General features: G+C 67.3%; 20 protein-coding genes. 1 reads left to right on the plus strand and 19 read right to left on the minus strand.

The genetic code is table 11. The features are described from left to right. Positions 1-8 precede the first annotated feature (8 nt). The 13 genes from ABE485_RS19915 to ABE485_RS19975 all read right to left on the minus strand — a co-directional run bounded on the left by ABE485_RS19915 (position 9) and on the right by ABE485_RS19975 (position 16,233). Positions 9-1,010: a cytochrome-c peroxidase gene (locus tag ABE485_RS19915; protein WP_346516994.1), complete on the minus strand. Its 1,002-nt coding sequence runs from the start codon at positions 1,008-1,010 to the stop codon at positions 9-11. Between the two features lie 165 nt (positions 1,011-1,175). Next, entirely contained in the window at positions 1,176-2,480 is a 1,305-nt protein-coding gene (locus ABE485_RS19920) for an MFS transporter (protein ID WP_346516995.1), read from the minus strand. A 273-nt stretch (positions 2,481-2,753) separates the two neighbouring features. Continuing rightward, positions 2,754-3,326: a CDP-diacylglycerol--glycerol-3-phosphate 3-phosphatidyltransferase gene (pgsA, locus tag ABE485_RS19925; RefSeq protein ID WP_346516996.1), complete on the minus strand. Its 573-nt coding sequence runs from the start codon at positions 3,324-3,326 to the stop codon at positions 2,754-2,756. A gap of 159 nt (positions 3,327-3,485) precedes the next feature. Continuing rightward, entirely contained in the window at positions 3,486-5,312 is a 1,827-nt protein-coding gene (gene uvrC, locus ABE485_RS19930) for an excinuclease ABC subunit UvrC (protein WP_346516997.1), read from the minus strand. Continuing rightward, entirely contained in the window at positions 5,275-6,333 is a 1,059-nt protein-coding gene (gene nagZ / locus ABE485_RS19935; protein WP_346516998.1) for a beta-N-acetylhexosaminidase, read from the minus strand. The genes uvrC and nagZ overlap by 38 nt, the downstream gene beginning before the upstream one ends. 50 nt (positions 6,334-6,383) lie before the next feature. Beyond that, positions 6,384-6,851 (minus strand): holo-ACP synthase, encoded by a 468-nt coding sequence (gene acpS, locus ABE485_RS19940; protein ID WP_430795449.1) that lies wholly within the window; start codon positions 6,849-6,851, stop codon positions 6,384-6,386. A gap of 10 nt (positions 6,852-6,861) precedes the next feature. Beyond that, on the minus strand, positions 6,862-7,602 hold the full coding sequence (pdxJ, locus tag ABE485_RS19945) for a pyridoxine 5'-phosphate synthase (RefSeq protein WP_346517000.1): 741 nt from the start codon (positions 7,600-7,602) through the stop codon (positions 6,862-6,864). Further along, complete coding sequence (locus tag ABE485_RS19950) at positions 7,599-9,092, minus strand: efflux transporter outer membrane subunit (protein WP_346517001.1); 1,494 nt, start codon at positions 9,090-9,092, stop codon at positions 7,599-7,601. Before ABE485_RS19950 ends, pdxJ begins: the two co-directional genes overlap by 4 nt. Further along, the gene (locus ABE485_RS19955; protein ID WP_346517002.1) at positions 9,089-12,319 is read right to left on the minus strand and encodes an efflux RND transporter permease subunit; all 3,231 of its coding nucleotides are present in this window, start codon (positions 12,317-12,319) and stop codon (positions 9,089-9,091) included. Before ABE485_RS19955 ends, ABE485_RS19950 begins: the two co-directional genes overlap by 4 nt. 65 nt (positions 12,320-12,384) lie before the next feature. Next, positions 12,385-13,650 (minus strand): efflux RND transporter periplasmic adaptor subunit, encoded by a 1,266-nt coding sequence (locus tag ABE485_RS19960; protein ID WP_346517003.1) that lies wholly within the window; start codon positions 13,648-13,650, stop codon positions 12,385-12,387. A gap of 207 nt (positions 13,651-13,857) precedes the next feature. After that, positions 13,858-14,265: a winged helix-turn-helix domain-containing protein gene (locus tag ABE485_RS19965; RefSeq protein ID WP_346517004.1), complete on the minus strand. Its 408-nt coding sequence runs from the start codon at positions 14,263-14,265 to the stop codon at positions 13,858-13,860. A gap of 164 nt (positions 14,266-14,429) precedes the next feature. Beyond that, positions 14,430-15,626 carry a patatin-like phospholipase family protein gene (locus tag ABE485_RS19970; RefSeq protein WP_346517005.1) on the minus strand — a complete coding sequence of 399 codons (1,197 nt, stop codon included), beginning with the start codon at positions 15,624-15,626 and terminating at the stop codon, positions 14,430-14,432. A 10-nt stretch (positions 15,627-15,636) separates the two neighbouring features. Further along, positions 15,637-16,233, minus strand: coding sequence for a DUF4136 domain-containing protein (locus tag ABE485_RS19975; protein WP_346517006.1), 597 nt, complete (start codon positions 16,231-16,233; stop codon positions 15,637-15,639). A gap of 221 nt (positions 16,234-16,454) precedes the next feature. Between ABE485_RS19975 and ABE485_RS19980 the strand changes: the two genes are divergently transcribed. Then, positions 16,455-17,249, plus strand: coding sequence for a TOBE domain-containing protein (locus ABE485_RS19980; RefSeq protein WP_346517007.1), 795 nt, complete (start codon positions 16,455-16,457; stop codon positions 17,247-17,249). Positions 17,250-17,271: 22 nt separating this feature from the next. On the opposite strand, the gene ABE485_RS19985 is transcribed toward ABE485_RS19980, so the two are convergent. From ABE485_RS19985 to ABE485_RS20010, 6 genes are all read right to left on the minus strand, one after another. Next, a complete protein-coding gene (locus tag ABE485_RS19985) occupies positions 17,272-17,958 on the minus strand; it encodes an ATP-binding cassette domain-containing protein (RefSeq protein WP_346517008.1) in 687 nt (228 codons plus the stop codon). Then, positions 17,955-18,641: a molybdate ABC transporter permease subunit gene (gene modB, locus ABE485_RS19990; protein WP_346517009.1), complete on the minus strand. Its 687-nt coding sequence runs from the start codon at positions 18,639-18,641 to the stop codon at positions 17,955-17,957. Before modB ends, ABE485_RS19985 begins: the two co-directional genes overlap by 4 nt. A gap of 24 nt (positions 18,642-18,665) precedes the next feature. Further along, positions 18,666-19,424, minus strand: a complete 759-nt coding sequence (gene modA, locus ABE485_RS19995; protein WP_346517010.1) for a molybdate ABC transporter substrate-binding protein — start codon at positions 19,422-19,424, stop codon at positions 18,666-18,668. A gap of 155 nt (positions 19,425-19,579) precedes the next feature. Further along, positions 19,580-19,930, minus strand: a complete 351-nt coding sequence (gene speD / locus ABE485_RS20000; protein ID WP_346517011.1) for an adenosylmethionine decarboxylase — start codon at positions 19,928-19,930, stop codon at positions 19,580-19,582. Further along, positions 19,927-20,097 (minus strand): hypothetical protein, encoded by a 171-nt coding sequence (locus ABE485_RS20005; RefSeq protein ID WP_346517012.1) that lies wholly within the window; start codon positions 20,095-20,097, stop codon positions 19,927-19,929. The genes speD and ABE485_RS20005 overlap by 4 nt, the downstream gene beginning before the upstream one ends. A gap of 1 nt (position 20,098) precedes the next feature. Continuing rightward, complete coding sequence (locus tag ABE485_RS20010; protein ID WP_346517013.1) at positions 20,099-21,568, minus strand: DUF4178 domain-containing protein; 1,470 nt, start codon at positions 21,566-21,568, stop codon at positions 20,099-20,101. Positions 21,569-21,570 lie beyond the last annotated feature (2 nt).

The raw sequence follows: 21,570 nt of genomic DNA on the forward strand, positions 1-21,570 counted from the left end.
GCGCTGCTTTACTTCACGAAGGGTTCAGGCCGCGGCGTGTCGTCTTCCGACGGCGGCAGCACCGGGTACTGGATGACCGGCTGGTCGCCCGTCAGCGTCTTCAGGAACGCCACGATCTGCGCGTTCTCGTCCGGCGTGAAGTTGCGGCCCAGTTGCAGCCGGCCCATCACGTCCACCGCCTGCGTCAGCGTGGCCGCCTCGCCGTCGTGGAAGTAGGGATAGGTCAGCGCCACGTTGCGCAGGGTCGGCACCTTGAAGTTGAAGCGGTCCGCGTCCTTGCCGGTCACGCCCGCCCGCCCTTCGGCCTTGTTCTCGGTGACGTACGGCGTCACCAGCCCCATCTTCTGGAACGAGTTGCCGCCCACGGCCACGCCGTTGTGGCAGGCCACGCAGCCGCTGTTCTTGAAGAGTTCATAGCCGCCCAGCTCGCGCACCGTCAGCGCCTTCTTGTCGCCCTTGAGCCATTGGTCAAAGCGGGAGTTGGGCGTGACCAGCGTTTCCTCGAACGCGGCCAGCGCGCTGGTCACCTCGCCGATCGTGATGCTGTCCTTGCCGAAGACCTGCTTGAATTCGGCGCGGTAGCCCGGGATGGAATTGAGCACCTGCACGGCCAGCTCGTGCGTGGAGGCCATCTCCATGGGGTTTTCGATGGGACCGCCCGCCTGCTCGCGCAGGTCCTTGGCGCGGCCATCCCAGAACTGGGCGATGTTCAGGCTGGAATTGAGCACCGTGGGCGAGTTGATCCCGCCCTGCTGCCACTTGTGGCCGATGGAGGCCTTCAGGTTGTCCGACCCGCCCATGGCCAGGTTATGACAGGAGTTGCAGGAGATCGCGCCGGAGCGCGACAGGCGCGGATCAAAGAAGAGCTTCTTGCCCAGCTCGACCTTGGCCGGATCCTTGACGACGGCGGGCTCGATCGGTTGTATGGGTTCCTGCGCTGCGCTCCAGGCTTGCCCGGCCCACAGGCTCAGTACGATCCCGACGGCCAGCAGCGTGCTTTGCTTTCTCATTTGCTTCTCCTGTGAATAACCTGTCTGACTTCAGGGTTATTACAGCGAGCAAGGGACGGAACGGCTTTGCGGGGCATCAAGCCGCGCAAGCCGCCGCACGAAGGCCAACAGGAAGGTTGACGGCGCTCAAGGAAAAACCCTGGGCGCCGACAGCGAATCGCCTTGTCAGGACCGGGCCGAGGCCGCCATCGGGGCAGGCTCGGCGCGCCGTGCCTGGACCGCGATCCATTGCGCCAGGAAGGCCGCCGCCGTGAACGCCACGCCTGCCCCCACCCAAGGTCCCTGGCGCAGGCCGGCGTCGAGCAGCAGGCCGAAGGCCAGCGGTCCCAGCGCCGATCCCACGTCCATGCCCGAATACACCAGGCCGTAGACCGACCCGGTGGACCCCTTGGGCGTCACGCGGCGGATCAGCATGTCGCGCGACGGCGCGGCCACGCCGGAGCAGAAGCCGGCCAGCGCCACCACGGGCGCGGCCAGCACGGGGGGCACCAGGCCCAGCGCCAGCACCACCAGCGTCAGCCCGGCCAGGATCAGCGCCACCATCACCGTGCGCTCCGTGCGCGGATTGGCCGACACCAGGAAGCCCCCGGCCGCCATGCCCACCGCCGAGGCCACCATGTAGCCCGACAACGCCGAACTGGCGGTGACCTTGGACAGGTCGTACAGCTGGCCCAGCAGCGGAATGGTGTAGTTCTGCACCGATGACAGGGCGATGGAGGTGCAGGCAAAGAACAGGAATGCGCCCCACAGCGCGGGCTTGGCCAGCAGCGCGGCCAGGGTGGCCAGAACGCCTTCCTGGGGCTTGGCGGCGGGCCTGGCCGTGGCGCCATCCTTGCCGTCGGGCCGGGCTTCCAGCGGCGACGGGCCGCCGAGCAGGCTGCGTCCCAGCACGGTCAGCAACAGCACCAGCGCCACCAGGCCGGCGGCGCTGTAGGCCGCCACGCGCCAGTTGGCCAGCAGCGTGATGGACGTGATGAACACGGGCGTGAGGGCCCAGCCCAGGTTGCCGGTCAGTCCATGCGCCGAAAACGCATGGCCCAGGCGCGGGGCGGTGATGCGATGGTTGATGATGGAGTAGTCCGCCGGATGGAACACCGAATTGCCGATGCCGCCCACGACCGCCGCGGCCATCAGCATGGCATAGCCCGTCGCGGACCCGATCAGCAGCCCGGACAGCACGAAGCAGCCCAGCCCGAACCACAGCACCGGCCGCGCGCCGATCCGGTCGACCACGAAGCCCGACGAGGCCTGGCCGATGCCCGACACCACGTAGAAGGTCGACACCAGCAGCCCCAGCCGCGCGAAGTCCAGGTCGAACTCCGTGCCCAGCGCGACGTAGAGCGACGGCAGGACCAGCTGGAAGAAGTGGGACGACGCGTGCGCCACGCCGATGAGCAGGATGATCTTCCAGTCGCGCCGGCGGATGTCGGCGTCCGAGAGCATGGGGCTTGCAGCGGTTGCGGTGTTCATTGCAATAAGCCGCGGGCAGCGGCAGGTTGCGGCCGCACGGGGCGGCTCGCGGGTTGTCTCCGGCGACGGCCGGGCATCCGCCCGGGCGTCGTGTTCGCGGCGATTGCGGCGCGGGGCCGTGCCGGATCGGGCCAGCATATCGCTCTTGCTGCCGGGTCGAGCCGGCATATCGCTCTTGAAGCGCCACGGCGGCCGTCTTGCGCGAGCCGGGCCGCCGTGGGGTCATTCGTGCACATCAGGCCGGCAAGGAGAGCCGGCGCAGGCGAATCCCGCCTACAGGGCCTTTTCGCGGATGGCGGGCCAGGCGCGCTGCAGGTAGTACAGCATCGACCACACCGTCAGCACCGCCGCCACGATGATCAGGACATCGCCCAGCAGCTTGGTGTTGACGCCGTGGATCGACTGGTTATACAGCAGGCAGGGAATCGCCACCATCTGGGCGGCGGTCTTGAACTTGCCCAGCCGATGCACCGCCACGCTGGCGCTGGCGCCGATCTTGGCCATCCATTCGCGCAGGGCGGAAATCGTGATCTCGCGGCCGATGATGATCAGCGAGATGAACGCGTCGACGCGGCTCAGGTCCAGCAGGACGATCAGGGCGGCGCAGACCATCAGCTTGTCCGCCACGGGGTCCAGGAAGGCGCCGAATGCCGAAGTCTGGTTCCAGCGCCGGGCGAGCCAGCCGTCGAACCAGTCGGTCAGCGCGGCAATGATGAAAGCCCAGGCAGCGAAGGTATCGCGCATGGGCACAGACATCCAGCTCTCGGGCAGGTAGAACAGCCCGACCACCAGCGGAATCATGGCGATACGCAGCCATGTCAGGATTATTGGAACGTTAATTGGCATAGTGTTCGTATGCTAACAAAAAGAGGCCCCCCCGAAGCGCCTGCGGCGCTTCCCCCCAGGGGGCGCCGCAGCGGACCGGCGGAGCCGGATCCGCGCGGCCCGGGTCGCTCGATTGTGAGGTCGTTGCCAGGTTGCGGGATTTTGGGGTGGTTCCGGGTGTCAGCGCAGCGCCTCATAAATGCGGATGGCCAAGTCCTGGGAGATGCCGTCCACGGACGCCAGGTCTTCGATGCTGGCCGAGGCGACGCCCGAGAATCCGCCGAAGCGGGCGAGCAGGCGCTGGCGGCGGCGGGCGCCGACGCCTTCGATTTCCTCCAGCCGCGACACGTTGCGGGTCTTGGCGCGGCGGGCGCGCATGCCGGTGATGGCGAAGCGGTGCGCTTCGTCGCGCACCTGGGCGATCAGCATCAGCGCGGCGGATTCGCCGCCCAGCGCCACGGGCGGGCGCTCGTCGGCGAAGACCAGGGTTTCCAGGCCGACCTTGCGCCCTTCCCCCTTGGCCACGCCCACCAGCGTCTGGATGTCCAGGCCCAGCTCCGCGAATACCTTGCGGGCGACCTCGACCTGGCCCTTGCCGCCGTCGATCAGGACCAGCCCGGGCATCTGGGCGTCGCCGTCCGCCACCTTGGCGAAGCGCCGGGTCAGCACCTGGCGCATCGCGGCGTAGTCGTCGCCCGGGGTAATGCCCGCGATGTTGTAGCGGCGGTAGAGCGAAGGCTGCATGTCGTGATGCTCGAACACCACACAGGAGGCCTGCGTGGCCTCGCCGGCCGTATGGCTGATGTCGAAGCACTCGATGCGCAGCGCATCCAGCGCGGCTTCGTCCGTATCCAGGTCCAGCGCCTCGGCCAGCGCCAGGGTGCGGGCCGCGCGGGCGCCGGATTCGGTCAGCGCGCGCGCCAGCGCCATCTCGGCGTTCTTGACCGCCTGCTCCAGCCAGGACCGGCGCGTGCCCTGCGGGCGCGTCAGCACCCGCGAGGGGCGCCCGCCCGCCTGCTCGACCAGCAGCGCGATCAGGTCCGGATCGGGCAAGGCGTGCGAACAGACCAGCACGGGCGGCATGGCGTTGTCCGTGTAGTGCTGGGCCACGAAGGCTTCCAGCACCTGCGGCGCGGCCTCGCCCTCGGCGTGCGTGGGAAAGAACGGCTTGTCGCCCAGGTGGCGGCCGCCGCGCACCATCGCCAGGTTCACGCACACCTTGCCGCCGGCGACCGCCACCGCGATGATGTCGGTGTCCTCGCCGCTGACGTTTTCCATGGTCTGCTGGTGCAGCACGCGCGCCAGCGATCCCATCTGGTCGCGCAGCGCGGCGGCTTCCTCGAAGCGCAGTTCGCTGGAGGCCTGCTGCATGCGGGCCTCGATCTCGCCCATCACATCCTTGGCCTCGCCATTTAGGAAGCGCACGGCGCGCTCCACGTCGCGTTCATACTCGGCCGCCTCGATCGCCCCGACGCAGGGCGCCGAGCAGCGGCCGATCTGATGCAGCAGACAGGGGCGCGAACGGTTGGCGAAGACGCTGTCCTCGCAGGTGCGCAGGCGGAACACCTTCTGCAGGATCTGGATGGTCTCGCGCACGGCCCAGGCGTTGGGGAACGGGCCGAAGAACTGGCCGCGCTTGTTGGTGGCGCCGCGGTAGTAGGCAATGCGCGGCCAGTCGTGGCCGGTGATATGCAGGTAGGGATAGGACTTGTCGTCGCGGAACAGGATGTTGTAGCGCGGCTTCAGGCTCTTGATGAGGTTGTTTTCCAGGATCAGCGCTTCCGCCTCGGAGCGCGTCACCGTGACCTCCAGCCGCGCCACCTTCGCCACCATCTGGGCAATGCGCGGGCTGGACAGGTTCTTCTGGAAATACGACGAGACGCGCTTCTTCAGGTCGCGCGCCTTGCCGACATACATGACCTCGCCGGCCGCATCCAGGTGCCGGTACACGCCCGGCAGATGCGGCAGGTCAGACAGGAACGATTTGAGATTGAAGTCGTCGGGCATTCTGGTAACGGCTTTCAGCCTGCAAGGTGTCCCAGTCGGGCGCATCGAAGCGCGGCATCAGGCGGCGGATGCGGGCAACGGACTCGGGCGGGTGGTCGAATTCCAGCCGCGACAGCAGCTCGTCGGCCAGGTCCGGCCGATTGCACACCAGCACCATGTCGCAGCCGGCCCGCAGCGCGGCGTTGGCGCGGTCCAGGATATCGCCGGCGACCGAAGCGCCTTCCATGGTCAGGTCGTCCGAGAACACGACGCCGTCGTACCCCAGGCGCTTGCGCAGGATGTCCTGCACCCAGCGCTTGGAGAAGCCGGCCGGATGCTTGTCGACCTTGGGATAGATCACGTGCGCGGGCATCACGGACGGCAGCACGGCGTCGCCCAGCCAGGCATACGGCGCGGCGTCGTCCTTCAGGATCTCGTCCAGCGTGCGCGGATCCACGGGAATCTCGTGGTGCGAGTCCGCGCCCACGAAACCGTGGCCCGGGAAGTGCTTGCCGCAGGCGGACATGCCGGCAAGCGCCAGGCCCTGCACCAGCGCGCGCGACAGCATCGTCACCACGCGCGGGTCAGAGTGGAAGGCGCGATTGCCGATCACTTTGCTGACACCGTAGTCCAGGTCCAGCACCGGCGTGAAGCTCATGTCCACGCCGCAGGCGCGCAGCTCGGCGGCCAGGACGTAGCCGGCTTCGGTCGCCAGGCGCATCGCGTTCAGGGGATCGCGGTCCCACAGCGCACCGAGTTCGCGCATCGCGGGCAAGGCGGTGAAGCCGTCGTCGCGGAAGCGCTGCACGCGGCCGCCTTCGTGGTCGACCAGGATCAGCAGGGGCTCCTTGCGGGCCTTGTGGATCTGGCGGGTCAGCTCGGTAAGCTGGGCGCGGTTCTCGAAGTTGCGGGCGAAAAGAATGACGCCGCCCACCAGGGGGTGGCGCAGGCGCTTCTTTTCGGCCTTCGTCAGCGTATATCCCGCCACGTCGACCATGACGGGGCCGGGAGGCAGAACCGCCTTGGATTTTTTCTTGGCCATAGGGCTGTCCTTGTATCTGTGCGCGGCAAGCCGGCCGGGAGAGCCCGGGCTCAGGGCTTGCGCTCGACCACCACGTACGCGGCGGCCATGTCGGATTCATCGGTAATGGAAACATGGGCGGCGCCGAAGCGCTGCTCATACCAGTCCAGCAGTTCGGGCGCGATCACCAGCACCGGACGGCCGCCCGGCGCGTTCAGCGTCTGCACGCGGCGCCAGGTCATGGGCATGCGCATGCCCAGTCCGATCGCCTTGGAAAACGCCTCTTTGGCGGCGAAGCGCGTCGCCAGGAAGCGCAGGCCGCGGACGGGATCGCGCGCGCGGCGGGCATGGAACTTCTGCAGTTCCTCGACGCCCAGGATCTTCTCGGCGAAGCGGTCGCCGTGGCGCGCCAGGGCGCGCTCGATGCGGTCGATGCGCAGGAGATCCATGCCGATGCCGGCGATGGCGCCGGGCGGCGTGGCGGAGGACGACGGTTCAGGCATGGGCGGCTTCGCAGGAAAAGCGTCGGATGTCGTCATCGGCCCGCGCTCAGGCGCCGCGCAGGGCGTGCAGCCGCGCCTGCACCATCAGCGCCTTCATGTCGCGCACCGCCTTTTCCCAGCCGTCGAAAATCGCCTGCGCCACGATGGCGTGGCCAATATTGAGTTCGGAAATGCCGTCCAGCGCCGCCACCGGCTTGACGTTGCCGTAGTGCAGGCCGTGCCCGGCGTTCACGCGCAGGCCGTGGCGCAGGCCTTCGGCCACCGCCAGGCGGATGCGCTGCAATTCGGCTTCGGCGGCCTCGCCCTCGGCTTCGGCATAGGCGCCGGTATGCAGTTCGATCACGGGCGCGCCGGCCTTGGCCGCCGCGGCGATCTGCACGGGGTCCGGATCGATGAAGAGCGACACGCGGATGCCGGCCTCGGCCAGCAGCGCCACCGCATCCGACACCGGACCCATGGCGCCCGCCACTTCCAGGCCCCCTTCCGTCGTGAGCTCGGTGCGCTTTTCGGGCACCAGGCAGACGTCGCTGGGCTTGACCGCGCAGGCGATCTCCAGCATTTCAGGCGTGACCGCGCATTCCAGGTTCATGCGGGTGCGCAGCTGCGGCCGGATGGCATAGACGTCCGCGTCCTGGATGTGGCGGCGGTCTTCGCGCAGATGCAGGGTGATCAGGTCGGCCCCGGCGTCTTCCGCGCGCAGCGCGGCGGCGATCGGATCGGGGTAGGCCGTATGGCGTTGCTGCCGCAGGGTTGCGACGTGATCGATGTTTACACCAAGTTCTATCATTGCACTTTCGTTGTTTCTTCCCAGCCGCCGCCCAGCGCCTTGTAGAGCTCCACGCGGTTGATCAGCGCGGCCAGGCCGGTCTGCACCAGCGACAGCTGGGCGTTGAAAAAGTCCACCTGCGCGGTCTGCACCTGCAGGTAGCTGTCGATACCGTTGGTATACCGCAAATTCGACAGTTCCAGGGTGCGCGCCGACGAATCCTGCAGCGCGCGCTGGGCATCGAGCTGCGCCCCGTAGGTCGCTTCGCCCGCCAGCGCGTCCGACACTTCGCGGAATGCCTGCTGGATGGTCTGTTCGTATTGCGCCACCGCGATATTGTCGCGCGCCTTGGCCAGGTTGAGCCCTTCGCGGATGCTGCCGCCCGCAAAGAGCGGCGTGGTGATCGACGGGGAGAAGCTCCAGTAGCCCTGGCCGCCCTTGAACAAATCGCCCAGCGACGGGCTGGCCACGCCCAGCAGGCCGGTCAGCGAGATGGTCGGGAAGAACGCCGCGCGCGCCGCGCCGATGTTGGCGTTGGCGGAAAGCAGCTGGTTTTCCGCGGCCGCGATGTCGGGCCGGCGTTCGAGCAGGTCGGACGGCAGGCCGGACGGCACGGTGGCCAGCAACTGGTCGCGCCCGAATTCCGCGGACGGGGGCAGCGTATCGGGCAGCGGCGTGCCCACCACCAGCACCAGCGCGTTCATGGCCTGGGCGCGCGCCCGGGCCAGTTGCGCCAGGTCGGCGGACGCCGTGTCCAGCAGCGACTTGGCCTGGTTCAGGTCCAGTTCGGACGCCACGCCGCCGTCGAAGCGGCGCTTGACCAGATCGTAGGATTCCTGGCGCGACGCCAGCGTGCGCTGGGTCAGGTCAAGCTGGACCTCGGCGGCGCGCAGGTTGAAATACGACTGCGCCACCGAGCCCACCAGGGTGATATGCACCGTCTTTTGCGCCTGTTCCGTCGACAGGTACTGCTGGTACGCCGCTTCGGACAGGTTGCGCAGGCGGCCGAACAGGTCGATCTCGAACGTGGTCAGGCCGATCCCGGCCTGGTACGAACTGCTGATGGAACTGGCGTCGGAGCCGCCCTGCCGCATGTTGGCCGGCAGATGCTGGCGCTGGCCCTGGATGCCGGCGCCGATGCTGGGCCATTGCGCCCCGCGCTGGATGCCGTACTGCGCCCGCGCCTCTTCGACGCGCTGCACCGCCACGCGCAGGTCGCGGTTGTTGACCAGGGACAGCTCGATCAGGGCCTGCAGGCGCGGATCACGGAAGAATTCGCGCCAACCCAGGTCCGCCGCGGGCGTGCCCGCTTCCGGCATGACGTCGGAAGACGGCTGCGTGCCCAGCGTGGTCGCGCGGGAATAGGCGCCGTACTGCACCTTGGGCTGGTCGGGCCACGAGCCGCTCACGGGCGCATCGGGACGCTTGTAGTCGGGCGCCAGCGAGCAGCCGGCCAACGCCACCGCCACGAAGGCGGACAAGGCGGTCTGTTTCAACTTCAGGGCTTTCATTCCTTGCCCTCCTGGCCACCAGTGGGTTGTGCGGGTTGCGGCGTCGCCGGGGCAGCGGCCTGTCCGGCCTCTGCCTTCTTGGCGGCCTGCTCTTCCTCGAAGGCGCGCAGTTCGGCGCCCAGCAGGCGGGGCCGCGTCTTGAACAGGCCCAGCACCACCACGAAGAAGGTCGGAACGAAGATCACCGCGAACGGCGTGGCGGCCAGCATGCCGCCCAGCACGCCCAGGCCCACCGCGCGCTGGCTGGCGGCGCCCGCGCCGGTGGCCAGCGCCAGCGGGATCACGCCCAGGATGAACGCCAGCGACGTCATCAGGATCGGCCGGAAGCGCAGGCGTGCGGCTTCAACCGCGGACTCGTACAGCCCCATGCCCCGCGCGTACTGGTCCTTGGCGAACTCCACGATAAGAATGGCGTTCTTGGCCGCCAGCCCGATCACGGTCACCATCCCCACCTGGAAGTACACGTCGTTGGACATGCCCAGCGCGCTGACCAGCGCCACCGCGCCCAGCATGCCCAGCGGCACCACCAGCATCACGGAAATCGGGATGGCCCAGCTTTCATACAGCGCGGCCAGCACCAGGAACACCACCAGCAGCGACAGGCCCATCAGGATAGGAGCCTGGTTGCCGGCCTGGCGTTCCTGGTAGGAAAGGCCCGTCCACTCGTAGCCGAAGCCTTGCGGCAACTGCCCGACCAGGCGCTGCATTTCCTCCATGGCCTCGCCCGTGGTGTAGCCGGCCGCCGAGCTGCCGCCGATACGCATCGACTCGTAGCTGTTGTAGCGCACCACCTGCACCGGACCCTGGACCCATTCGGCCGTCACGAACGTCGACAGCGGCACCATCCCACCCTGCACGTTGCGCGCGTTCAGCTTGAGCACGTCCGACAGCTGCATGCGGTACGGCGCGTCGGCCTGCACCCAGATATTCTGCATCCGGCCCATGTTGGGGAACTTGCTCAGGTAGGCCGAACCGACCGCCGTGGAAACGAGCGTGGCGGCTTCGTTGAAGTCCACCCCCAGCGCCGCCGCCTTGTCGCGGTCGATGTTCAGGCTGAGCTGCGTGCCCGCGGCCAGGCCGGTGATACGCACCTGCGACAGCACCGGGCTCTTCATGGCCTCGCCCATCAGCTGGGCCGTGGCGGCAGCCAGCGCGTCGGTGCCGGCGGACCCGCGGTCCTGCAGGCGCAGGTCGAAGCCGGTGGCGTTGCCCAGCGACGAGATGGCCGGCGGCACCAGGGTGAACACCTGCGCGTCGTGGATGCCCATCAGCTGCTTCTCGAACGCGGTGAAGGCGATCGCGCCCGCGGAATCCTTGCGCTCCTTGCGGTCCTTGAAGTCCTTGAGCGTGGTGAACGCGATGGCGGCGTTCAGGCCGTTGCCGTTGAAGCTGTAGCCCTGCACGGCGATGATGTTCTCGACCGCCGGCAGGCTGCTGAAGTACTTTTCGACCTGCTCGATCACCTCGACCGTGCGGTTGGCGCTGGCGCCCGTGGGCAGCTCGATGTTGCTGATCACGTAGCCCTGGTCTTCCTCGGGCAGGAACGACGACGGCAGTCGCAGGTACAGCCAGCCCAGCAGCAGGACCAGCACCAGGAAGACCAGCATCATGCGGCCGCCCTTGTGCAGGATGCGCGACACCCAGTTCTGGTAGCCGTGGGTGGTGGCGTCGAACTTGCGGTTGAACCAGCCGAAGAATCCCTTCTTGTCCTCATGGTGGCCCTTGGCCACCGGCTTGAGGATGGTGGCGCACAGCGCCGGCGTGAAGGTCAGCGCCAGCAGGGCCGAGAAGAAGATCGACACGGCCATGGCCACCGAGAACTGCCGGTAGATCACGCCCACCGAACCGCTCATGAAGGCCAGCGGCAGGAACACGGTCACCAGCACCAGCGTGATGCCGATGATGGCGCCGCTGATCTGCGGCATCGCTTTCTTGGTGGCCTCTTTGGGCGGCAGGCCCTCCGTCGCCATGATCCGTTCGACGTTTTCGACCACCACGATGGCGTCGTCGACGAGAATCCCGATGGCCAGCACCATCGCGAACATGGTGAGCACGTTGATCGAGAACCCGAGCGCCAGCATCACCGCGAACGACCCCAGCATGGCCACCGGGACGACCAGCGCCGGGATCAGCGTGTAGCGCACGTTCTGCAGGAACAGGTACATCACCAGGAACACCAGCACCATGGCTTCGGCCAGGGTGTGCAGCACCTGCTCGATCGACACCTTCACGTAGGGCGCGGTGTCGTAGGGAACCGAGTACTTGATGTTGCCGGGGAAATACTTGGACAGCTCTTCCATCTGCTGGCGCACGCCCTGCGCCGTGGCCAGCGCATTGGCGTTGGGCGACAGCACGATGGCGAAGGCCGCGGTGGGAATGCCGTTCAGGCGGGCGCCGAACTGGTAGTTGTCCGCCCCCACCTCGATGCGGGCGACGTCGCGCAGCAGCACCTTGGAGCCGTCGGTATTGGCGCGCAGGACGATCCGGCCGAAGCCGTCGACCGTGCTGAGCTGGCCGTTGGCCGTGACCGTGGCGGTGATGCGCTGCGAATCCGGATTGGGCGGCGCGCCGATGCTGCCGCCCGACACCAGCACGTTCTGGCCGGCGATCGCGCTGTTGACCTCGGCCATGCTGAGATTGAAGCCCACCAGCTTGGCCGGATCCACCCAGATGCGCATCGCGCGCGGCGCGGCGAACAGCTGGAACTGGCCCACGCCCGGCACGCGCGAAACGGGGTTCTGCACGTTGCGGGTGATGTAGTCGGCCAGCGCGGTCTGGTCCAGCGAGCCGTCGGTGGACGACACCGTCACGATCATCAGGAAGCCGGTGCTGGTCTGCTCGTACTGCAGGCCCTGCTGCTGCACGGCCGAGGGCAGTTGCGCGATCACGTTGGACACGCGGTTCTGCACGTCCACCTGCGCCAGGTCGGGATTGGTGCCGGGCGCGAACGTGGCGGTGATGGTCGAGGTGCCGTACGAGTCGCTGACGGACTCGTAGTAGATCAGGCCCTTCGCGCCGTTGAGCTTGTCTTCGATGATGCTGGTGACGGACTCGGCCACTTCCTTGGCCGATGCGCCGGGGTAGGTGGCGGTGATCGTGATGGCGGGAGGCGCCACGTCCGGGTACTGCGCAACCGGCATGTTCGGGATGGCCAACACCCCCGCCAGCAGAATGAAGAGGGCAACTACCCAGGCGAAAATTGGTCGATCAATGAAAAATTGCGGCATGTGGGCTGACTCTGAAAGCGATGCTCACCAAAGAGGAACGCGGCGCCTGCTGCGCCGCGTGCCGCTTACGATTTCTGGCCGGCGGCCTTGTCCTGCGGGGCAGGCTCGGCCGGCTTGGCGCCGGGCTGCGGGGCGGATTCGGCGGGCTTGGCGCCAGGCTGCGCCGCGGGCGCGCCGCCCTGCGCGGGCTTGGCGCCGCTCTTCCATTCGCTGACCTGCACCGGCGCGCCGGGGCGGATCTTCTGGAAGCCTTCCACGACGACGACGTCGCCCGCCTTCAGGCCGCTGGTGATCAGCCAGTTGTTGTTGATCGCGCTGCCGGTGGTGACGGGCAACTGTTCGATCTTGTTGTCCCGCACCAGCATCAGGCTCTGCTTGCCGTCGGCCGTGCGCTGCAGCGACTGCTGCGGCACCATGAGGGCGCTGTCGTCCACGCCCTGCTCCAGGCGGACACGCACATACATGCCGGGCAGCAGGATGTAGTCGGGATTGGGCACCTCGGCGCGCAGGTTCACCTGCCCCGTGGTCGGGTCCACGGTGATGCCGGTGAACAGCAGCTTGCCGGGGTGCTCGTATTCCGAACCGTCTTCAAGCACCACGGTGGCGCGCGCGGCGTCCTTGCCCACCTGCTGCAGCCTGCCGCTGGCGAAGGCGCGGCGCAGCGCGGCCAGGTCAGCGGTGGATTGCGTGAAGTCGACGTAGATCGGATCGAGCTGCTGCACGGTGGCCATCTGCGTGGCCGACGTGGATTCGACCAGCGCGCCCTCGGTGACCAGCGGCTTGCCGATGCGCCCGGTGATGGGCGAGGTGACATCGGTGTAGCCAAGATTGATGGCGGCGTTGTCCTGCGCGGCCTTGGCTGCGGCGACCGAGGCGTCGGCCTGGCGGTATGACGCCACGGCGTTGTCGTACTCCTGTTTGCTGACCGCGTTGGCCTTGACCAGCGGCGCGTAGCGGTCGGCCAGCAGCTTGGCGCTGAACAGGTTGGCCTGCGCCTGCTTGAGCTGCGCCGTCGCCTGATCGTAGGCGGCCTTGTAGGGCGCCGGGTCGATCTTGAACAGCAGCTGGTTTTCCTTGACGTCGCCGCCCTGCTCGAAGGTGATGCGCTGGACGATGCCGGTGACCCGCGAGCGGATCTGGGCATCGCGGACGGCATCCACGCGGCCCGGCAGTTCCGAAACAATCGGGGCGCGCTGGGGCTGGACCGTGATGACGCTGACCTGGGGCATGCCGGGATTCATCTGCGGCCGTTCACCACAACCCGCCAAGATCAGCGCGAGTACGCCACCGGAAACTGCCAGACCCGAAATACGTTTAGGCGAAAACCGCATTGAAACCCCCGCGTAGCGTAATGAAGCGCGTCATGAAATCGCGTCAGCTTGCCGCAGCCTTCCGATAGCGCCAGCAAGCCGCTTTCAGAATATAACCATGCGTCACCGACGATACGTGAACAGCCCAATAATGTAACTCAGATATTGGGGAAATCACGTACTTTCATCAGGTTTCGAGGAACTTTTGGGAACAACCGCGCAACACTTTTACGTGTTGGTGTTTTCTCGGAGATTGCCCAGGAACGCATAGCCGATGCCATGCACCGTATGCAGCGGCAGGCGGGCTCCCGCCTTGTGGACCTTGCCGCGCAAGCGGCAGATGGCGACGTTCAGCGACCGCATGTTCAGCCCGACGCGGATGGCCTTGAGTTCGTCGCGAACCAGTTCCTGGCGCGGGTTTTTCAGCAGGCAGGCAAAACAGGCGCGCTCGATCTCGGTGAGGTCGAGGCGCGCACCATTGGGCATCTGCAGCGTCCAGCCCCAGTAGAGCAGGCTCCACCAGCCATCGATGGGTTCCGCGCCCGCCGCCGGCCGCAGCGCCGGGAAGGCCGGCGCGTTGCGCTGATGGCGGGAAGGCGCAAGCGGCGGCCGGGCAGGAAGGCAGCGAGCATTCACGGCGGTTCTCCTACGGGACGGCGTTTCGCGGGGCGGTGCGGGCCGATCCCGGACAAGGTTGCAGGATGTCCCGAAAGACTACCGCCCGCGGACGGTTCCGCGCCTTGCAATGGAGCGTCTATCAGACCAATCCGAGATTTGCCGCGCCGCGGACGCGCCGCGCGCTAGGAGTGCTTGCTGCCGTTGCGATGGATGTCGTGCGTGACGAAGCAGCTGTCCTGGGTGGGCCGCGCCAGGATGCCCGGCTTCTGCAGGGTGCGGCGGATGTCCGCCAGGCCCGATTCCCAGTGTTCCCGCATGGCCTCGGTGCCGAATTCATAGTCCTTGGAATAGCGCTCCAGGTGCTTGGATTCGTAGATGAGGTTGATGATGTTGGTGGCCGGCGTGTGCGACAGCTTGCGGATATCCGCGAGATCGGGCGCGTTGCGCTCGGCCTCGGGCAGCCGCTCCAGCAGGCGTTGCAGGCCATGGCGCAACTTCAGCACGCGTCGCAACTGGTCCGTGACCAGGCGGGTCCGGCTGGAATACTGGATGTCCTTCTGCCGTTCGGCGACCTCTTCGAGCGACGTAGGCAGGCCGCCCCGCGCGGGCCACAGGTCCACCTGGAAGGCCAGCGTGTCGCGCATGGTGTCGGTGGTGAGCACCTGCGCAAGCGGGGTGTTGGACACGACGCCGCCATCCCAGTAGTGCTCGCCGTCGATCTCCACCGACGGGAAGCCCGGGGGCAAGGCGCCCGAGGCCATGATGTGCTCGGGCGTGAGCTCGTCGTGCAGACTGTCGAAGTAAGCGAAATTGCCCGAACGCACGTTCACGACGCCAAAGCTCGCGCGGACGGCGCCGCTATTGAGCAGATCGAAGTCGACGTACTTGCGCAAAGTCTCGGCCAGCGGCGAGGTGTCGTAGAAGCTGGTGGAAGCGGCGCCGCGCCCCCGCACCAGGTAGGGCGGCGGAAACCGCGGTTTGAAAAACCCGGGCTGCCCCGTCAGCAGGGCCTGCATCGCGGAGAGTTGCCCGTTCAAGGCGGGCGATCCGAAGCCGAAAGGAATGCCCTCGAACATTCGGGCCAGCGCTTCCCCCCCGGGAATCGACGCGAAGCCGCTGGGACGGCAGATGCTTTCCCAGAAGCCGCGCAGGCGCTCGACGCGCTCGTCTTCGGGGGAGCCGGCGATGATGGCCGCGTTGATGGAGCCGATGGAGATGCCGGATATCCAGTTCGGCCTGATGCCCGCCTCGTGCAGGCCCTGATACACCCCCGCCTGATAGGAACCGAGAGCGCCACCTCCCTGCAGCACAAGCGCGACGGTGTCATAGGGCGGCGTGTCGCCGGTGTCTTCGGTCAGGGCCTCGCGGCGGGCGGTCATCCGGCTGCCCTCAGCGCTTGGTCTTGTCAGGCACTTGCGGCGTCCCGACGCCGGCCCTGAACGGATACTTGGCGAAGACCTCGGCCACGACCTTGTCGACATTCTGCGGCGAACCGGCGCTGTCCGGGTTCTGGATCTGGCCCACGGCGACGCCTTCCCAGACCAGTTGCCGCCGACGGGCGTCCACGAGATCGATGTTGAGCGTGCCCTCGGTGTACTGATACACGTCATCGCCCCAACCGTATCCGGGCCAGCCGCCGTAGAACCCGGTGCGGTAACCGTAATACGGGCCCATGGGCGCGAACCCGGGCGTGACCTCGGTCTGTTGCTGCATCTTGGCGCCAAAGTTCACGAGCAGGTCGGGATTGGAAGCGCTGTAGGTGTAGCCACGCATTTCCATCTGTCCGCGGGTCGCGCTCTTGAGCCGTTCGGTAAGCAGGGTGTTGTACCCGGCCTTGTCCGTACCCAGAGGGGTGAGGTATCCGAAGGTCCGATACTGCGCGAAATCAACCTGGTGATCGTAATCGCTCTTGACTGTGGGGCCCGACGCGCAGGCCGCCAGTAATGCCGTCATGGAACCCGCCACCAGCAATTTGAATGCTTTCATGTCGATCTCTCCGTGAGCACAAGGGCGTGAACATAGTGCCGTGAAGCTTCCAAAGTTTCAACAGAATCTCATTCGCAACCGGGTGGGACGCGTCCGGGCAGTATGCCGGAACCCTTCCTGCAGGATGACCCGGCGCCGTACCGATCCACCAGCGGGTCGCTGCGCCGTGCCACTCCAGTACACTTCGCCCTGCCCCCCTCAATTGAAGACACCGCCACGCCATGCTTGAACTCGACGGCTCAATCTGGTTTCGTTCCGGCGCCCAGACCTGGGGCGGAAAAAACCGTATCGACCTGCTGGCGCAGATCGACGCCACCGGCTCCATCACGGCCGCTGCCCGCGCCGTGGGCATGAGCTACAAGGGCGCCTGGGACGCCATCGACGCCATGAACAATCTGGCCGGCGAACCCCTGGTGCTGCGGGCGGCGGGCGGCAAGGGCGGCGGCGGCACGCAGCTCACCGACCGGGCGCGACGCTTGATCGCAACCTTCCGGGCGCTCGAAGCCGAGCACCGCAAGTTCATGGAAAACCTGTCGCGCGCCGGCCTGGACGCCAGCGGCGACATCGACCTGATGAGGCGGTTCATGCTCAAGACCAGCGCTCGCAACAAATTCCTGGGCACCGTCATCGAGATCCGCGAGGGCGCCGTCAACGACGAAGTCCTGCTGCGCATCGCGGGCGGCCACACCGTCACGGCGACCATCACCCGCGAAAGCACCCTGGAACTGGGCCTGACAGTGGGCAAGGAAGCCATCGCGCTGGTGAAGGCGTCCGCCGTCATCGTGGGCGCGCCCGGCCCCGGCCTGCGGCTGTCCGCCCGCAACCAGCTCCAGGGCAAGATCGCCGACGTGCGCCCCGGCGCGGTCAACAGCGAAATCCTGATCGACATGGACGGCGGCGCCACGTTGGCGGCCATCGTCACGAACGAAAGCGCGGCGGACCTGAACCTGGGCGTCGGCGCCGACGCCGTCGCCATCTTCAAGGCATCCAGCGTGATCCTGGGCGTGCTGGACTAATACTGCCGTACCAGGCCGCCCTTCAGAGACCGACGTCGTCGTCGCGGCGCCCCACCCTGCCCTCGCGCACCTCGAAGACTTCGTCGGCCAATGCCTCGACATCCGCCGGATCGTGCGTGATCAGCAGCATCGGCACGTCCAGCCGCTGCTGCAGGGCGTTCAGTTCCTGGCGCATCTTGCCGCGCAGTTGCGAATCCAGCGCCGAAAAAGGCTCGTCCAGCAGCAAGATGTCGGGCTGCAGCATCAGGGCGCGCGCCAGCGCCACGCGCTGCTTTTGGCCGCCGGAGATCTCGTTGGGATAGCTGCCCACGATGGAGCCCAGCTCAAACGCATCCACCCAGCGCCCGGCCTCGGGCCCGACTTCGCGCCGGGGCGGATTGAGCCAGCCGCGGCGCAGGCCGAAGGAAATGTTCTGCGCCACCGTCAGGTGCGGAAACAGCGCGTAGTCCTGGAACAGGTACGCCACGCGGCGCGACTGGGTGGGCAGGCAGATGTCCGCCTGGCTGTCGAACAGCACGCGGCCGTTGATTTCGATGCGCCCCGCGTCCGGGCGCAACAGGCCGGCCACGGCGCGCAGGGTCAGGCTCTTGCCCGCCCCCGACGGCCCGAACAGCGCGATGCGCTTGGAGGACGAGGTGAACGCCACGTCCAGTTCGAAATGCCGGTCGCCCGACACCATGCGCTTGCGAACCTGGATGCCGACGCTCATCGTCCGCCTCCGTTGCGCTGCCCGGCGCCGATCGGAACCAGCTTGCCCGCGACAAGAAGGACGACGATGCAGGTGACGGAGGTGACCAGCACCAGCATGTTGGCGGTGGCGTCGTCGCCCGCCTGCACCGCTTCGTAGATGGCGACCGACAGCGTTTGGGTACGGCCCGGCAGGTTGCCGGCGATCATCAGCGTGGCGCCGAATTCGCCCAGCGCCCGGGCGAACGCCAGCAGCACGCCGGCGGCGATGCCGCGGCCGGCCAGCGGCAGGGTCACGCGGAAGAACACGCCGGCTTCGCCCACGCCCAGCACGCGCGCCGCGTTTTCAAGCTGGCTGTCCACGTTCTCGAACGCGGCCCGCGCGGACTTGAACACCAGGGGAAAGGCCACCACGGACGCCGCGATCACGGCCCCCTGCCAGGTGAAGACCAGTTCTATGCCCCATCCCGCCAGCGTTTCGCCGATGATGCCGCGCCGCCCCAGCAGCACCAGCAGGTAGTAGCCCAGCACGGTGGGCGGCAGCACCAGCGGCAGCGTCAGGATGGCGTCCAGCAGGTCGCGGCCGGGCCAGCGCCAGCGGGACAGGCCAAAGGCCGCGGCGGTGCCGGCGATGGCCGCCAATAGCGTGGCCCAGCCCGCCACTTTCAAGGAAAGCAGCAGGGGGACCCAGACCGGATCACTCATCGATACCTACGATTCAACGGCAACTCAGGGCTTCTGGAACCCGTAACGCGACAGGATCTCCTGGCCGGCGGGCGACAGCACGTAGGCGACGAAGCTTTCGGCTTCCTTGGCCGCCGCTTCGCGCGCGGTGACTGCAATCGGGTAGGTTACCGGCGTTTGCGACGGCACGCGCACGGCCACCTTGACCTTGTCCGGCATGATGGCCGCGTCGGTCGCGAACACGAAGCCGGCGTCCACTTCGCCGCGCGACACGTAGTCCAGGCTTTGGCGGACGTTCTGGGCCAGCACGCTCTTGGCCTGCACGGCATTCCACAGGCCGGCGGCCTCCAGGGCGGCCTGCGTGTAGCGGCCCACGGGCACCGAAGCCGGATTGCCGTAGGCGATGCGTTTGACGTCGTCGCGCGCCAGGTCCTTCAGCGCGGCGATGTTGGCCTTGCTGTCGGCGGGAACGATCAGCACGATCTGGTTGGCGGCGAAGTCCACGCGCGAGGCCGGCTTGACGGCCTTTTCCGCGACCGCCTTGTCCATCGCCTTCTGGTCGGCCGAGGCAAAGACGTCCGCGGGCGCGCCCTTCACGATCTGCTGCAGCAACACATCAGACGCGCCGAAGTTCAGGATCACCTTGGTGCCCGCATGCGATTTCTCGTAGCCCTGCGCCACTTCCTTGAAGGCGTTGGTCAGGCTGGCGGCGGCCGACACCACCAGTTCGCCGGCGTGGGCGCCGGTGCCCCATGCGGCGGCAAGCGCCAGGGACAGCGCCAAGATCGGGCGTTTGAAGGACATGCTTTTCTCCTGAGGGAAACCGCTGAATCAGTAACGAAATATATAGAGGTATATAACGCTAGTCAATTTGGCGTCCAGAGGCGAATTGCGAAAGATCAAGGCGGGATTCGGGGCGGAATCAGGGGTGCGACTCGGGGCGCAACCCGGAGCCGGATTCAGCCGCGCGCCACGGTGGTGACGTGGACGGACTCGGGAGCCAGCGCCGACTGCAGGAAGTCCAGCGCAAGTTCCGGCCGCGCCGCGCCGCACATGAAGATGTCCAGGGCGGCGAACCGGTGCTCGGGCCAGGAATGGATGCTGATATGGGATTCGCTCAGCATGACCACCCCTGTCACGCCCGCGCCTTCGCCGAAATGATGGAAATGGGCGCCCAGGACCTGCGCGCCCGCCGCGAGCGCCGCGGCCGTCATCTGGCGCTCGAGCGCCGCGGCGTCCGTCAGGAGGCCTGCCTGCACGCCGCGAAAATCGGCCAGCACATGGCGGCCGGGTGTAGCGTGCACGGTCACTTGTGGGATCCGCCCGAGGACCAGCCCGATCCGCCGGAATAACTGCTGCCCCAGCTGCTGCTGCTGGAGCTGCCGCCGCTGACGATGCGCGATCCCGGCGAGCTCGCCCCCGTGGTGGCCAGCACGACCACCACGGCATAGATCGCATACAAGAGCTTGCCCTTCATGCTATTCGTCCTCGCCTGAAAGCTTGTCGGCCAGCAGGGCCGGCAGCCAGAGAAACGCCATCCCGATCGCGACCGGGATGAAGCGGCCGGCGAAGATGTTGTTGAAGTTCAGGAAAATCATGGCGATCAGCGCGGCCTTGGCCCATTTGCGGTAGCCGCCGGGCTTGCCGCCGACCGGCATGGCGCGCTGCTTGCTCAGTTCGGGCCTGTCGAACCATTGGGCCAGTTGCGCCGGCGACACCGGCGCCGAGGCCGACCAGCCGAGTTCGGCCTCCCCCAGCTCGCGCGTCAGCTTGAGCGTGCCGACCTTGTAGTCGGTGATCCGGGTGCTGTCGCCGGCCTTGACCCGCCAGTTGAAGGCGCCCAGCGCCACCTCCACCCGCGAGGTGTAGTCGTACAGCTTCTGGTAGAGCCGGTTGCGCCAGCGCACGCTGGTGGCGTTGTTGTAGCTGGGCCAGGTGTCGCAGACCTGTACGCGCTCCCAGCCCTCGTCCGTTTCCACCAGCCACACGAATCCCTTGGCCGGATTGAACAGCAGGTATTCGATCCAGCTCGACGGTTCTTCGGGGTCGGGGTCGGCGCATTTCATCAGGCCGATCAGGGTGTAGCTGATGCCTTCCATCTTGGCCACCGCCCCCAGCGCCAGGGTGGTCCGGATCTTCTGCACCTGGCGCGCCTTCTCGATGACTTCGGCCGTGGGGCCCGAGCAATCGACTGCGGAGGTACACGAGGGGCAGACGACGTTCGTGGCCATCGCGGCCACGAAGGAGATGGGGCCGCCGCAATTGGGGCAGTCCAGGGCCTTGATCTGCCCGCGGAAGCGCCCGGCGGTCTCTTCCACCTGTTCGGCGGTGCGCAGCGAGCCCGCCTGCATCGCGGACAGGTCGAACGCCTTGCCGATATAGAGTTCGGGCTGCGGTCCGTCGGAAAAATCCAGCGTCAGGAAGGCGTCCAGGCTGCGGTAGTCCGCCACCTTGGCCTGCCATCCGTCGCCGGGCACGAAGGGCAGCTCGCCCTGCGCCCCGCCCGCCTGGCTGGTGCGCACGTCGGCCGCGACGAAGCGCTGGCCGTCCAGTTTCAGTTCATCGCCCGGCGCGATGTCTTCGAACGCCGGCAGGCCCTGCGTGGTCTTGACCTTGCGGCGCCGCGTCACGGCGTACTGGCCCGAGGCGTCGGACAGCCAGCCATCGCTGCCGTCCTCGAACCACAGGTACCACTCGTTCCAGAAGCCTTCGTCGAACCGGAGCTGGATGCGGCCGATCACGTCGAAGCGCTTGCCGTCATGGACGCCCGCCGCGCCCAGGCACAACGGCGAATAGTCCTCCAGGACCTCTGCCGCCTCGCCGATGCGACGCACCGATTCCGCGTCCTTGAGCAAGGTGCTGCGGCAGGCGCCGCAGACCGCCATCACGGACGCCGCGGACGTGAATTTGACTGGAGCGCCGCACTGCGGACACAGAACCTGCTGCATGG

Source organism: Achromobacter spanius, assembly GCF_039673305.1.
Taxonomy (GTDB): Bacteria; Pseudomonadota; Gammaproteobacteria; order Burkholderiales; family Burkholderiaceae_B; genus Achromobacter; species Achromobacter spanius_F.